The following is a 13,878-nucleotide window of genomic DNA, read 5'->3' on the forward strand; positions in this document are numbered from 1 at the left end:
TTGATTCAATTATCGGTCGTTGACCATGTCTAGTAAAATAGAAAGGCAGCACCTCACTCATCGGCGCTATAACCCCGTATCCACATAACGATGATAGATAGCGCACTGCTTTTTGCTTTCTTTCTCAGTTGTGTAGGTTTGTTTTTGTTGATGCATAGCAGTCCAATCCACACAGGATCGCCACAGAATTTTGGCCTTTTTACTACGTGCTCGTTGTTTTTTCGCTGCATCAGATATTTCTTCCAAGCCAGCCTGCGTCTGTTGTGTCATTTTCTGACGCTCAAACGCCACAGCATTATCGGCCTGCTGCGCGCCATAGACCACAAACCGTGCTGTAATGTAATTAGATAAGAGGTTACCGCAAGTGACTGCCAACGTAATAACAAAGAATAAGACTAAAAAGTGGCGTGTTTTCACTGTGTTGAAATATCCGTATTTCAAAGCAAGATAGGAAGGCCTGTGGATTACAGGCCTGATAATCTATAAAGCAAGCGAGTCTATGAAACCAGCTGATTATTGTAAAGAGTATGAGGGTTATTTATCGATCATTTTTTCTTGTACGCTGGTGACTTTATCTGCCATAGTCTGATTTTTATCTATGCGCGTGCCTAGCTTCATGTGGCTCGTAATACGCACAGCGCCTTCGCTGTGCAGTACTTCATGACAACGCTTTACAGCGGCCATCACATCTTCCCATTCACCTTCTACGTTCGTGCCATAGCCATGCATAGTATGCGTTAGGCCTGCGTCTTCAAAGATCTTTTGGCACATCGCTATGTACGGTGATACTGAAGTACCTACGCCACCCGGTGAAACCATAATATCCATCAATACGTACATTGTGCTCTTCCTCAATTTTGACTGTTATATGGCTGTATTCCACCGTCCTTGCGGCAATGCATCAAGGGCCAACCAGCTTTTTTAGATTGGCCAGCCCTTTTAATACAAAGTATCAATTGAGTAGATCGCTGTACCGGCTAATACTACACCCGATGAATTCTTCTATGAATTACTGTTATTAATGCTCAACGCCATTGCTTCCGCTACTTTGATACCATCAATCGCAGCCGACATAATACCGCCTGCATAACCCGCTCCTTCGCCTGCGGGAAACAAGCCTTGGGTATTAATGCTCTGAAAGTCTTTACCACGTTTGATACAAATAGGAGCCGAGGTTCTGGTTTCTACACCCGTTAAAAGCGCATCCTCTAAAGCAAAGCCTTTTATCTTTCTGTTAAAAGCAGGTATTGCTTCTCGAATAGCCTCGATACAAAAGTCGGGTAGTGCTTTCGAGAGATCTGTTAGTTTAATACCCGGTTTAAATGAGGGCTCTACGCTACCAATCGTTTCAGAGGAGACTCCTTTTAAGAAATCTCCAACCTTTTGTGCCGGTGCATCGTAATTTTTACCCCCTAGCAGGTAAGCATTGCTTTCGAGCTCTCGCTGAAAATCAATTCCAGCCAAAGGGCCACCGGGGTAATCTGTCGGATCAATTCCCACTACAATCGCACTATTGGCGTTACGCTCTGCTCGCGAGTACTGGCTCATGCCATTGGTAACCACACAATTCTCTTCAGACGTTGCCGCCACTACAGTGCCTCCAGGGCACATACAGAAGCTGTAAACTGAACGGCCACCTTTACAGTGATGAACTAGCTTGTAGTCAGCAGCGCCAAGGATTTCATTACCTGCATTTGCGCCAAAACGTGCCTCATCAATTAAGGATTGCTGGTGCTCGATCCTAAAACCAACAGAAAAGGGCTTCGCTTCGATATATACATTTTTGTCGTGAAGCATCTGGAATGTATCACGAGCACTATGACCAATCGCTAAGGCGATATGCTTCGACTTGATGATTTCACCATCGGCCAAAGCAACACCGGTAATTTGTCCCGCTTCTATTTGTACCTCATCAACGCGCGCGCTAAAGCGAATTTCGCCGCCCAGCTCTATGATTTTTGCACGCATTTTTTCTACCATCGATACCAAACGAAATGTACCAATATGCGGCTTACTCACAAACATAATTTCATCAGGCGCGCCCGCTGCGACGAACTCAGTAAGTACTTTACGACCATAGTGGTGCGGATCTTTCACTTGGCTATACAACTTACCATCTGAGAATGTACCTGCTCCACCTTCGCCAAACTGCACGTTAGACTCGGTGTTTAATATTTTCTTACGCCAAAAACCAAAAGTATCTTTAGTACGCTCACGTACTTCTTTACCACGATCAAGAACAATCGGCTTATAGCCCATTTGTGCTAAGACTAGCCCCGCTAACAAGCCACATGGGCCAAAACCGATAACCACAGGGCGTTCGTGCAAATTAACAGGCGCTTGTGCCACAAACTGATAGCTCATGTCTGGGGTGGCTTTAACAAGCTGATCATCTGAAAATTTTTCGAGAAGCTCTTCGTTATTCTTCGCCTCAACATCCAATGTATAAATAAGAACAATATTAGCTTTTTTGCGGGCATCGTATCCGCGTCGATGTACGTGGTAACTAACAAGGTCATCAGCTTTTATGGATAAACGAGCCACAACAGCATTGGCAATAGCCTGATCATCGTGATCTAGCGGTAATTGAATATTCGTAAGGCGTATCATGTGAAAATCCCAAAAAACGAGGGCTCTAATAAAAACGTAAAAAGCCCATCGAAAGTTACTTAGTTATAGTAAAGCGTGCAGTTTACGCACTTATTTAAGATGTGTCGCAGAATTGGCAATTCTGCTCTATAATTTTTATGTTTATGACTACTCAGTTAATTGTTCAACCAAGTGTTAACGATGAATACTCTCAACCTCTTGAGGCGTTAAATTACGACTCTCTCCAGGTAGCAAGGTCGAGTCCAGTGATAAACACCCAATAGACATACGGTGCAGCTGTAACACAGGATTACGAAACCTACCAAACATACGCTTAATCTGATGGTAACGCCCTTCCGTCAAGTTCACGTGGGCGACATACTCGGAGATTATTTCAAGTTTAGCGGGTTCCGTTGTAATGTCTTCATAGGAGAAGTACATTCCTTGAGCGAATGCCTCTATATAGGGCTCTGCAAGGCTATTTTTCAAAGTAACTTTATAAGACTTTGTTACCTTACTCTCTGGTGATGTTAGTTGACGGGACCAACGACCATCATTAGTTAATAACAGCAAACCCGAAGTATTCAAATCTAAGCGTCCTACTATATGCAGCGTCGCTTTATCTGGCCTTTCAAGCAGGTCAATTACTGTACGATGCAGATCATCCTTAGTAGCACTGACTACACCAACGGGTTTATGCAACATAATGTAAACAGGTTTATTCACCTGTAATACTCGCTGATTATCTAAAACGATATGTGAAAATTCATCGATAGACAATCCAATATCAGCTGCTGTCACACCATCAACCACGACTCGATTTTTGGCGAGCATGAGTCTTACATCTTTACGCTTAACACCTAAGTGATTGCTTAAAAAACGATCCAACCGACCACGTTTAGACTGCATTACTGAATTTCCATAATCATTTGCATGCCCATAGTTTCTAGACTGACTTTAGAATTTAACAAAAAACCGAATCTGTGAAATACTCACAGTCTGTTTTTTGTGAGTAATTATAGTGTGAAGTCTATAGAATTTGAGCCCGTCAGCCAGCAAAGTCTGTCTCGTCAGATTGCAGATCAAATCCGCCAAGCTATTATTGATGGCTCTTTAGCTGCTGATGATCGTTTACCCACAGAGGATGAGCTTGCTGCTCGTTTCAGCGTTTCACGCCCCACTATTCGTGAGGCACTTAAGCGCTTAGCCGCTCAAAATCTAGTGCGCTCCAAACGCGGCCCCACTGGCGGCACCTTTGTTAACCGTCCTAGCGTTAGTGACTTAAGTGATTCCTTAGCTGGAGCCACTACTCTTTTGATGGGGTTAAACGCGTTCTCATTAGACGAAATAACACAAACTCGCCTTGAGCTTGAAACTATCTGCTGCAAACTAGCAGCCCAAAACCGTTCAGAACAAGATTTGAATGCATTAAGTAATGAACTAAAAATCCAAGCAAACCCAGCCACCTCTGCAGAACAATTTTGTGCTTCAGATGTTAATTTTCACCGTTTAATCGCAAACGCAACCGGCAACCGCATGCTAGCATTTGTAATGCACACCGTTATTGAAGCATTACAGCCGGTGGCTAACATGGTGGCGCATCATTACCGGGAAAAAGCCATCATATATAACCAACACGAAAGGCTGCTTGAAGCATTGTCTAATCAAGACACTGAACTATCTATTAAGATTCTTTCTGAACAAGTGAATTACTTGAGCCAACAACATAGCGCCGCACAAGCCAACAAGTAATCTGACAGCCAAATCGTGCTAAACAAAAACTAAATGCATGTTATCTTGTCTGATAATTCACTCTGGTTAATAGGTTTTAGCACGAGTTTCTATTATCCTAGAGAAAAATTAATATCTAACGTGATTATGCAGTGAGGACTAACTGTGGAAGAAAGTAATATTTGGATCATCGGTGTTGTAGCGCTCGTTATTGGTGCATTAATTGGCTTCCTTATGGGACGCGCAGGTGATAACTCAAATGAACAAGAAAAACTAGAAGATGCCAAACAAGAGCTAGAAGACTACAAAACCAAAGTCGCTGGTCACTTTGAGGAAACAGCTGATCTTGTAAATAAAATGACTGAATCTTACCGTGGTGTATATCAACACCTAGCAACAGGCGCACAAGCCCTATGTGATGCGGATACAGCGCGCTCTATTGAATCAAGCATGACACCTCAATTGACGGCTCAGGCTGAAGTAGAAGTTGAGAGTTCTGAACCAAGCACTGACAGCGATGCCGGTAACGATAATGAAACGCTGTCTGCTGTTGAACCACCACGAGATTATGCACCAAAGCAACCAGATGAAGAAGGCACACTATCTGAATCATATGGTCTAAAAGACGACACCGAAGATGCAAGCCAAGCAGAGCCGGACCCATCGTCTGAAGAGGCAACTAAAACAGCATAATTTCTGTTTTAAAAAAGCCTCCATGTGAGGCTTTTTTATTTTTTCAAGGCCATGTAGTGCCTATACAGGGTTGTCTATTTCAATATAGTCGTGCTCGATACCAAAATGTGCAGCTAAATGTTCACCCAACGCTTGCACACCATATCGCTCAGTTGCATGATGCCCCGCAGCGAAATAATCGATTCCCGCTTCACGTGCGATATGAACTGTCTGCTCAGAGATCTCGCCTGAAACATAAGCATCAACACCTTCTTCAAGTGCTTTTTCAATGTACCCTTGCGCGCCTCCTGTGCACCACGCTATCTTCTTAATGGGTCGGGTAATACCTTGAATATGCTGTACTGACCTGCCCAATACTTGTGCAAACTCAGTAGACATTTGCTGAGCCGTTTGCGGTTCTTGTAACTCGCCAACCATACCAATTGCACACCCCAACTCACCATCAAGGCCTGATAAAATTTTCCAGTTCATTTTTTTTGCCAATTGAGCATTATTTCCTAACTGAGGGTGTGCATCCAAAGGTAAATGAAAGGCTAAAAGACTAATATCATTTTTTAGCAAGGTACTCAGCCGGCGCTTCTTTATTCCAATAACTTTTTCGTTTTCGCCTTTCCAAAAATAGCCATGATGAACCAGTATAAGATCAGCTTTGATAGCTACAGCAGCATCCAACAATGCTTGAGAAGCGGTGACACCTGAAACAATTCTTTTTACTTTTGGTTTGCCTTCAACTTGTAAGCCATTGGGACAATAATCTTTAAACAAACCTACACTTAACAAATCTTCACAATAATTAACCAATTCAGGCAATAAAACAGACATATAATAAGATCCTCATTAGCAACCATCTGGTACAAATCGTATAATTCTACGATGAGATTTTGTTTTCACCAGCATTTCTGGGATTTATTTTAATGCGTAAACTCAGCTTTCTTGGTTGGCCAATAATTACAGGAGTGCTCATAGCTATTATCCTGTTGCAGTTTTTCCCCCAACTACTTGCGCCACCAATTACCACTGTAGAGATCAGAGAGACCCCACTACCGGTCCATGTACCGGGAAAAAGCGGACCAGTATCCTATTCTGATGCAGTGGAAAAAGCAGCCCCAGCCGTTGTAAATATCTACACTCGAACAATTATTGAAAAACAGCAACATCCTGTTATCGAAGACCCTTTATTCAAAAGGTTTTATGAGCTCGGTGATATGCCACAACGTGAGCGAATACAATCTAGCCTAGGATCTGGAGTCATCCTAAATGCTCAAGGCTATATTATTACTAACAATCATGTCATCGCAAATGCAGACAGTATTGTTATCGCACTGAAAGATGGACGTGAAGCAGCAGCAGAGATCATAGGCACAGATCCTGAAACGGATATAGCGATACTCAAAACTGATATGGATAACTTACCAAGCGTAACACTGTCTCCTTCAGATACGTTACGTGTAGGGGATGTTGTACTCGCCATTGGCAACCCATTTGGCGTAGGCCAAACGGTAACAATGGGTATTGTCAGTGCAACAGGACGAAACAGTTTAGGGCTAAACACCTATGAAGATTTCTTACAAACCGACGCTGCTATTAACCCAGGAAACTCCGGCGGCGCTTTAGTCGATGCTCACGGTAATCTGATTGGCATCAACTCTGCCATTTTCTCAAAGTCAGGTGGGTCCCAAGGAATAGGCTTTGCTATCCCTTCAAATCTGGCTAAAAAAGTAATGACCGACCTTATTACACAAGGCAGGGTCGTGCGTGGTTGGATGGGCGTAGAAATTCAAGAATTAACACCCAGTCTTGCTGAGTCTTTTGGCTTAAAAGAGATGAATGGCTTAATTGTTGCCGGAATTTATCGTGATGGCCCAGCACATAAAGCAGGCTTACAACCCGGTGATGTCATGCTCTTGTTAAATGGTAACCCTGTCGAAGGGCGTCGCTCGATGATTGGAATTGCTGACTTCACTCCCGGAGAACCTTTACTCATCGAGTATTTACGAGAGGGAAAACGTCTAACTGCGGAGGTCACCGTAGGAGAGCGACCGCTTACACGCCCTAGCTCTTAAAACTCCATTCATATAAAAAAAGGCCTCAATCAGAGGCCTTTTTTTATATGAAATATACTTAATCAGTCTTTTATCCGATACTCTGCTGAACGAGCATGCGCCGTAAGCCCTTCACCTCTAGCTAGCACCGAAGCAACGCTTCCAATATCGGATGCTCCCTCTGCTGAAAACATAATCAGAGAAGATCGTTTCTGAAAATCATATACACCCAAAGGTGATGAGAACCTAGCTGTACCAGACGTTGGTAAAACATGGTTGGGACCTGCGCAATAATCACCCAATGCTTCTGCGGTATGACGCCCCATAAAAATAGCTCCCGCATGACGTACCAACGGTAGTAGAGTTTCAGGTTCTTCCACTGAAAGCTCTAAATGCTCTGGCGCTATACGATTACTTATCTCAATCGCTTGCTCCATATCGTTTACTAAAATAAGGGCTGCGCGATTCCGCAATGAGACTTCAATAATCTCCTTACGCTCCATTGTAGGTAATAACTTACGAATACTAGCTTCAACTTTTTCGATAAAGCCTGCATCAGGAGTGACCAAGATAGGCTGAGCATCTTCATCATGTTCTGCTTGTGAGAAAAGATCCATAGCAACCCAGTCAGGGTCGGTTAAACCATCGCAGACAACCAGTATTTCAGAGGGGCCAGCAATCATATCAATACCAACGGCACCAAAAACTGCACGCTTAGCAGTTGCCACAAAAATATTACCCGGCCCGACTATTTTATCTACTTTAGGCACTGTTTCAGTACCATAAGCCATGGCAGCGACTGCTTGTGCCCCACCAATAGTGAAAACTCGATCAACTCCCGCTAAAGAGGCTGCGGCCAATACTAGCTGATTCAATTCTCCGCGAGGCGTTGGCACAACCATAATGATCTCAGCAACACCTGCTACTTTTGCAGGAATAGCATTCATTAAAACCGATGAAGGGTAAGCCGCCTTTCCGCCCGGGACATATAAGCCAACCCGATCCAGTGGTGTCACCTTTTGGCCCAGCATAGTGCCGTCATCTTCAGTATATTGCCACGAATCTGTTTTTTGCTTTTCGTGATAATGACTAATACGCTGCGCCGCTTTTTCAAGCGCCGTGCGTTGTTGCTGTGGAAGCCCGTTTAATGCTTCAGATAGTTGCTCAGAACTAAGCTCTAACTCTTGCATGGATGTTGCAGAAGTTAAATCAAAGCGGTTGGTATAAGCAACAACGGCCTCATCCCCCTGTTGCCTAACCTCTAACAAGATATCATCAACAATCTTATTCACTTTTGCATCAGAAACACTCTCCCATGCAAGAAGCTTTTCTAATTGAAAATCAAAGTCTTCCTGAGTGCTACTTAAACGAGTAATTGATAGCTCAGACATTAGCTACCCCTCCCTTCTATTCACAACGGCTTCAGACATCATTTCTATAATAGGCTGGATTTGTTTATGCTTCATTTTTAATGCCGGTTGCCCGACGACCAAACGTGAACTGATATTAGCGATAAAATCCATCGGCTCCAAGCCATTCGCACGTAAGGTATTACCCGTATCGACAATATCAACGATGCGATCCGCCAAACCCATAATTGGAGCCAGCTCCATTGCCCCATACAATTTAACGATATCAACCTGACAACCCTGCTGTGCGAAGTACTGCTTAGCAATATTCACAAACTTGGTGGCTATGCGCATGCGTCCTTCAACAGGAAGCGCGTCGGTAAGTCCTGCTACCATAAGCTTGCATTTGGCAATTTCTAAATCCAGAGGCTCATAGAGACCCTTGCCTCCATGTTCCATTAGGACATCTTTACCCGCAATACCCATATCCGCACCACCGTACTCAACATACGTAGGTACATCAGTAGCCCGTATCACAACAAATTTAATATTGTCATGGTTCGTGTCGAAAATCAGCTTACGACTTTTAAAGATATTCTCAGCCGGAATTATATTCGCTGCTTCCAACAAGGGCAGCGTTTCTTCAAGGATACGACCTTTAGACAGCGCAATCGTAAGCTGTTGCTTCTTCATCATTTTGTTCACTTAACCCGGGATGCGGCGAATCTTCGCACCCATCATCTGCAGTTTTTCTTCAATACACTCATAACCACGATCGATATGGTAAATACGATCAATTGTGGTTTCTCCACTTGCCACTAAGCCAGCAATAACCAAGCTAGCAGAGGCTCTTAAATCTGTTGCCATTACTGGCGCCCCCTTAAGGTGCTCCCCTCCTTCAATAGTGGCGGAGTTACCATCAATAAGGATATTGGCACCTAGCCGAATCATCTCTTGCATATGCATAAAACGATTTTCAAAAATCGTTTCTTTAATATGCCCAACACCTTCAGCTACTGCATTTAATGCTGCAAACTGTGCCTGCATGTCAGTAGGGAACGCAGGGTAAGGAGCGGTTGTAATATTGACAGATTTAGGGCGACGACCTTCCATATCAAGAGAGATCCAATCATCACCTGTTTCAATTTTCGCACCCGCTTCCGTGAGCTTTAACAGCACCGAATCTAAAATATCAGCACGCGTGTTTTTAGTTTTCACATAACCACGTGTAGCCGCTGCAGCCACTAAATAAGTACCCGTTTCAATACGGTCTGGCATAACGGAGTAGCGACAACCTTTAAGAGACTCAACTCCATTTACTGTAATTGTGTCAGTACCCGCACCTTTTATATCGGCTCCCATCGCGATAAGGCAATTTGCCAAATCTACAATTTCTGGTTCACGAGCAGCATTTTCAATAATACTTTGACCTTCAGCTAGCGCTGCTGCCATCAAGATATTTTCGGTACCGGTGACAGTAACAATATCAAAAAATATTTTAGCGCCCTTCAAACGCCCATTACTTCGGGCATGAATATAACCTGCATCAACAGTAATTTCTGCGCCCATGGCTTCTAAGCCACGAATATGAAGATCTACTGGTCGGCTACCAATTGCACAACCGCCAGGAAGAGATACTTCAGCTTCTCCATAATGAGCAAGTAATGGCCCTAAAACCAAAATTGATGCTCGCATGGTTTTTACCAATTCATAGGGAGCATGGAAATTTTTTATCGTACTGGTATCAACCTCTACACTCAGCTTTTCATCGATGGTAAGTTCGACGCCCGTACGACGAATCAACTCCAGCATCGTCGTAATATCATGTAGGTGGGGTAAGTTGCAGATTGTAACTGGTTCATCTGCTAACAGTGTTGCTGCAAGAATAGGCAATGCGGAGTTTTTAGCACCTGAAATACGGACTTCACCGTTCAGACACGCACCACCTTCAATAATGAGTTTATCCATTCAAAAAATTCCAACCGTTGGTTAGCTCTGCAGCGCAGTCCACTGCTCAGGAGTGTAAGTTTTAATAGTGAGAGCATGAATTGTGCCATTGGCTATATGCTCATTAAGACACTGATATACCAACTGTTGTTTTTTAACTGGCATTAAACCAGCAAATTTTTCATTGATGACGGTAACTTCGAAGGAACAGCCTTCTCCTCCAGTAATCACCTGCGAGCCTTGCAGCTGCGATTCAATAATTTGTTTTACATCTTCAGCGTTCATGAGGCGCTCCGGGGAAAGTTACGTTTACAATTGAGGTGCGCAATGATAACGAATTAACACTTAAAAGGCGAAGTTAATACCTGATTAACTCTTCATAGAAGAGTGCGCAATCACTTTCAAATCGACAAGATCTGCGATCGATATCATATCCTTAGGCAAATTCACAAACGTCACTTGTTTTTGTTGCTTTTTTGCAAGCCGCAAAAAACATAAACACAGTGATAATGATGAACTATCTACCTTTTGAACATTCGAAAAATCTAGTATGCAATCTCCAACTGAAGCAGAGATTGCTGTCTCGACCGCTTTACGAACACCATCGATATAAGGAAAAATCAAATCGCCAGTCAGTTCGATTCTACTTTGTTCTTGGTTTGATGTGATGCTCAATGGCGAGATTTCCTTTTGATCCATCACAAATCAGCTCTTTTTCGGCTTATCATCAATTTGAGCTTCCCAAGAATTTACAACACGACCTACATCATAACGAGAGCGTTGCATCATTTCTGCAAATTGATTCTGGAAAGTAATCCTTAAATTAATACCGTTAAGCATAACGTTGACCAATTTCCATTGCCCATCCGCTTTGACCATATAATTCACTAAGGTGTAGCCAACGCCTGCTTTAGAGGTAACGTTAACAGATACTATTTGCTTACTATCGACAGGACTAACGCTGTTAGTAGCAATTAAATCATACTCTTCAACATCAAATTCAAGCAGTGACTTTGCATAGGTTTTTATTAAGGTCTGCTTAAAAACAACTGCAAACTTTTCACGCTGAGCATGGTTAGCTTGACGATAATACTTACCCATCACCCACTTAGATATGTATTCAAAATCCACATCCCTATCAACTATCGTTTCAATATCGTGTGTTACTGATTCAATATCAACGGGTCGTTCCAAACGATGCTCATCGATGACAACAATCATGTCTTCTATTGTTTGGCGAACTTTAACACTTGCCTCCTGCCAGGTGGCCTGAGCAATAACTGGCTGCATAGCCAAACTCATTCCAAGCAAAAAGGTTACAAAAAAGCGTTTCATTAAGATAACCTCTTTTAGTTACTTACTTTATTAAAAAGAAACTTCCCAATCAGGTCTTCAAGCACTAATGCTGATTGAGTGTCATCGATATAATCTCCATCTTTCAGATTGTCATCTTCAAAACCGACAGAGATACCTATGTACTGCTCTCCTAACAATCCAGCTGTTAGAATTTTGGCTGAACTATCAATTGATAAATAATCAATTTCAGAATAAATATCTAGAGATACTAGCGCAACCAGCCGCTGAGTATCTATCTTAATACTTTTAACCTGCCCAATCTGAACACCAGAAAGCGTCACCTTCGCACGAGATGTCAAACCACCAATATTCTCAAATCGGGCATGCACAGTATAATCACCATGTCTATCAGATAGCTTTAGACCACTCACGTTCAAAGCCAAACCTAATAATGCCAAAATACCGAGCACCATAAAGAAGCCGACCATGATTTCTATCCATCGTGTACGCATTTCTTATAAATCTCCAAACATCAATGCGGTTAAAATAAAGTCCAGTGCTAAAACAGCTAAAGACGAATAAACAACTGTACGTGTCGTTGCTTGGCTAATACCTTCAGAAGTCGGCACGCAATCATAACCCTGAAAAACAGCTATCCACGTTACTACGATCCCAAATACAACAGCCTTGATCACCCCATTTAAAACATCACCTGTAAAACTTACAGAATTTTGCATATTCGACCAGAACGACCCCTCAAAGATCCCAAGCCACTCAACACTGACTAAAGCACCGCCCCAAATTCCAACCATCGCAAAAATAATTGCAAGTATAGGCATAGATATAAACCCAGCCCACAACCTAGGAGCTACGATACGACGTAGAGGATCGACACCAATCATTTCTAGGCTCGACAACTGCTCTGTCGCCTTCATCAAACCAATCTCGGCTGTTAATGCTGAACCAGCACGCCCAGCAAATAATAAAGCAGTAACGACAGGTGCCAATTCTCTTACCAGACTCAGCGCAACCATCTGGCCAACCGCTTGCTCAGACCCATAATCAACCAGAATCGTGTACCCTTGCAAACCCAGCACCATGCCAATAAAAAGACCCGACACTATAATAATAACGAGAGATAACACACCTATAAAATAAATTTGTTTCAGCAGCAAAGGAAACATAACAAAAGGGGCTGGCTTTGCCACTAATGACTGCCACACCACGCCTCCTGAACGCCCAATACCTGCCAAACGATCAAGTACCGAACGACCTAATAGAGCAAACTGATTAAGCATTACCGCTCCTCTGTAAAATATAGGTCTTCTAATACATCATCGTCGGAAAAATGAAATGGCACAGGCCCATCCGGCAAGCCTTGCATAAACTGTTTAACCTGTTCTGTCTGATTGCTCAGCAATTCCTGTGGTGAACCAGATGCAATCACCTCACCATCCGACAACAGAAATATATTGTCAGCAATACTCATTGTCTCTTGAATATCATGCGAAACAATTATGCTAGTATGACCCAGTGCTTCGTTTATCTGACGAATTAGCTTAACAAGCACCCCTTTAGCTATAGGGTCTTGACCTGTAAAAGGTTCATCATACATAACAATGTCAGGATCTAATGCGATAGCTCTAGCTAAAGCGACTCTCCTTGCCATCCCTCCAGATAGTTCACTGGGCATTAGATCTCTAGCTCCGCGTAACCCAACAGCCTGCAATTTCAATAAAACAATATCGCGCACCATGTCATCAGGCAGCTTTGTATGGACCTTTATAGGAAAAGCCACATTTTCATAGACACTCATATCAGTGAAAAGTGCACCACTTTGAAATAACATTCCCATACGTTCACGCAAAGTAAATAGTTGTTGGCGTGAAATACCGTGGACATCTAACCCATCAATTTCTATATGGCCACCATCTGGACGCAACTGACCACCGATCAACTTGAGCAGCGTCGTCTTACCTGTCCCTGACGGCCCCATAATGGCGGTTATTTTCCCACGAGGAATTTTCATATCCACATGACGGAAAATTTGACGAGTGCCTCGACTAAAGCTCAAAGCGCTGATATCAATAATTGATTCTGGACTGTTATTCACCGACATATTCTATAGCCTTGTTCCCTACTATTTAGAGGAGGGTTAGTGACCCATTAATCCATATAGAAATACAGCGGCGCACTATACCACTGCCTGCACAAAACATGAACAGATCTTC

General features: G+C 43.0%; 17 protein-coding genes. 3 read left to right on the top strand and 14 right to left on the bottom strand.

All coding sequences use genetic code 11. The annotated features are described in order from the left end of the window. Positions 1 to 66: 66 nt before the first annotated feature. The 4 genes from QZZ55_RS09265 to QZZ55_RS09280 all read right to left on the bottom strand — a co-directional run bounded on the left by QZZ55_RS09265 (position 67) and on the right by QZZ55_RS09280 (position 3,498). On the bottom strand, positions 67 to 417 hold the full coding sequence (locus tag QZZ55_RS09265; protein WP_293267044.1) for a hypothetical protein: 351 nt from the start codon (positions 415 to 417) through the stop codon (positions 67 to 69). Between the two features lie 117 nt (positions 418 to 534). Then, positions 535 to 840, bottom strand: coding sequence for an MTH1187 family thiamine-binding protein (locus tag QZZ55_RS09270; RefSeq protein WP_293267045.1), 306 nt, complete (start codon positions 838 to 840; stop codon positions 535 to 537). A gap of 162 nt (positions 841 to 1,002) precedes the next feature. Then, positions 1,003 to 2,610: an NAD(P)/FAD-dependent oxidoreductase gene (locus tag QZZ55_RS09275; protein WP_293267046.1), complete on the bottom strand. Its 1,608-nt coding sequence runs from the start codon at positions 2,608 to 2,610 to the stop codon at positions 1,003 to 1,005. A gap of 174 nt (positions 2,611 to 2,784) precedes the next feature. Next, positions 2,785 to 3,498: a pseudouridine synthase gene (locus QZZ55_RS09280; protein ID WP_293267047.1), complete on the bottom strand. Its 714-nt coding sequence runs from the start codon at positions 3,496 to 3,498 to the stop codon at positions 2,785 to 2,787. A 114-nt stretch (positions 3,499 to 3,612) separates the two neighbouring features. Here QZZ55_RS09280 and QZZ55_RS09285 point away from each other — a divergent pair, with 114 nt between their 5' ends. Both QZZ55_RS09285 and QZZ55_RS09290 read left to right on the top strand, forming a co-directional pair. Further along, entirely contained in the window at positions 3,613 to 4,341 is a 729-nt protein-coding gene (locus QZZ55_RS09285) for a FadR/GntR family transcriptional regulator (protein ID WP_293267048.1), read from the top strand. Positions 4,342 to 4,485: 144 nt separating this feature from the next. Continuing rightward, positions 4,486 to 5,013 (top strand): DUF1043 family protein, encoded by a 528-nt coding sequence (locus tag QZZ55_RS09290; RefSeq protein WP_293267049.1) that lies wholly within the window; start codon positions 4,486 to 4,488, stop codon positions 5,011 to 5,013. Positions 5,014 to 5,073: 60 nt separating this feature from the next. On the opposite strand, the gene QZZ55_RS09295 is transcribed toward QZZ55_RS09290, so the two are convergent. Further along, on the bottom strand, positions 5,074 to 5,835 hold the full coding sequence (locus QZZ55_RS09295; protein ID WP_293267050.1) for a Nif3-like dinuclear metal center hexameric protein: 762 nt from the start codon (positions 5,833 to 5,835) through the stop codon (positions 5,074 to 5,076). A gap of 92 nt (positions 5,836 to 5,927) precedes the next feature. Here QZZ55_RS09295 and QZZ55_RS09300 point away from each other — a divergent pair, with 92 nt between their 5' ends. After that, positions 5,928 to 7,076 carry a trypsin-like peptidase domain-containing protein gene (locus QZZ55_RS09300; RefSeq protein WP_293267051.1) on the top strand — a complete coding sequence of 383 codons (1,149 nt, stop codon included), beginning with the start codon at positions 5,928 to 5,930 and terminating at the stop codon, positions 7,074 to 7,076. A gap of 62 nt (positions 7,077 to 7,138) precedes the next feature. Here the strand turns inward: QZZ55_RS09300 and hisD are convergent, their stop codons facing one another. The 9 genes from hisD to QZZ55_RS09345 form a co-directional block, all read right to left on the bottom strand. Further along, the gene (hisD, locus tag QZZ55_RS09305) at positions 7,139 to 8,446 is read right to left on the bottom strand and encodes a histidinol dehydrogenase (protein WP_293267052.1); all 1,308 of its coding nucleotides are present in this window, start codon (positions 8,444 to 8,446) and stop codon (positions 7,139 to 7,141) included. Positions 8,447 to 8,449: 3 nt separating this feature from the next. Then, the gene (gene hisG, locus QZZ55_RS09310) at positions 8,450 to 9,097 is read right to left on the bottom strand and encodes an ATP phosphoribosyltransferase (RefSeq protein ID WP_293267119.1); all 648 of its coding nucleotides are present in this window, start codon (positions 9,095 to 9,097) and stop codon (positions 8,450 to 8,452) included. Between the two features lie 12 nt (positions 9,098 to 9,109). Beyond that, positions 9,110 to 10,372, bottom strand: a complete 1,263-nt coding sequence (murA, locus tag QZZ55_RS09315) for a UDP-N-acetylglucosamine 1-carboxyvinyltransferase (protein WP_293267053.1) — start codon at positions 10,370 to 10,372, stop codon at positions 9,110 to 9,112. 21 nt (positions 10,373 to 10,393) lie between these two features. Continuing rightward, complete coding sequence (locus QZZ55_RS09320; protein ID WP_293267054.1) at positions 10,394 to 10,636, bottom strand: BolA/IbaG family iron-sulfur metabolism protein; 243 nt, start codon at positions 10,634 to 10,636, stop codon at positions 10,394 to 10,396. Positions 10,637 to 10,720: 84 nt separating this feature from the next. Further along, positions 10,721 to 11,050 carry an STAS domain-containing protein gene (locus tag QZZ55_RS09325; RefSeq protein ID WP_293267120.1) on the bottom strand — a complete coding sequence of 110 codons (330 nt, stop codon included), beginning with the start codon at positions 11,048 to 11,050 and terminating at the stop codon, positions 10,721 to 10,723. 6 nt (positions 11,051 to 11,056) lie between these two features. Then, positions 11,057 to 11,686, bottom strand: coding sequence for a phospholipid-binding protein MlaC (locus tag QZZ55_RS09330; protein ID WP_293267055.1), 630 nt, complete (start codon positions 11,684 to 11,686; stop codon positions 11,057 to 11,059). Positions 11,687 to 11,700: 14 nt separating this feature from the next. Then, positions 11,701 to 12,159, bottom strand: coding sequence for an outer membrane lipid asymmetry maintenance protein MlaD (gene mlaD, locus QZZ55_RS09335; protein WP_293267056.1), 459 nt, complete (start codon positions 12,157 to 12,159; stop codon positions 11,701 to 11,703). Positions 12,160 to 12,162: 3 nt separating this feature from the next. Next, positions 12,163 to 12,945, bottom strand: a complete 783-nt coding sequence (gene mlaE / locus QZZ55_RS09340; protein ID WP_293267057.1) for a lipid asymmetry maintenance ABC transporter permease subunit MlaE — start codon at positions 12,943 to 12,945, stop codon at positions 12,163 to 12,165. Further along, positions 12,945 to 13,766, bottom strand: coding sequence for an ATP-binding cassette domain-containing protein (locus QZZ55_RS09345; protein WP_293267058.1), 822 nt, complete (start codon positions 13,764 to 13,766; stop codon positions 12,945 to 12,947). Before QZZ55_RS09345 ends, mlaE begins: the two co-directional genes overlap by 1 nt. Between the last annotated feature and the right edge of the window lie 112 nt (positions 13,767 to 13,878).

This window comes from Neptunomonas sp. (genome assembly GCF_016744175.1).
Taxonomy (GTDB): domain Bacteria; phylum Pseudomonadota; class Gammaproteobacteria; order Pseudomonadales; family Balneatricaceae; genus Neptunomonas.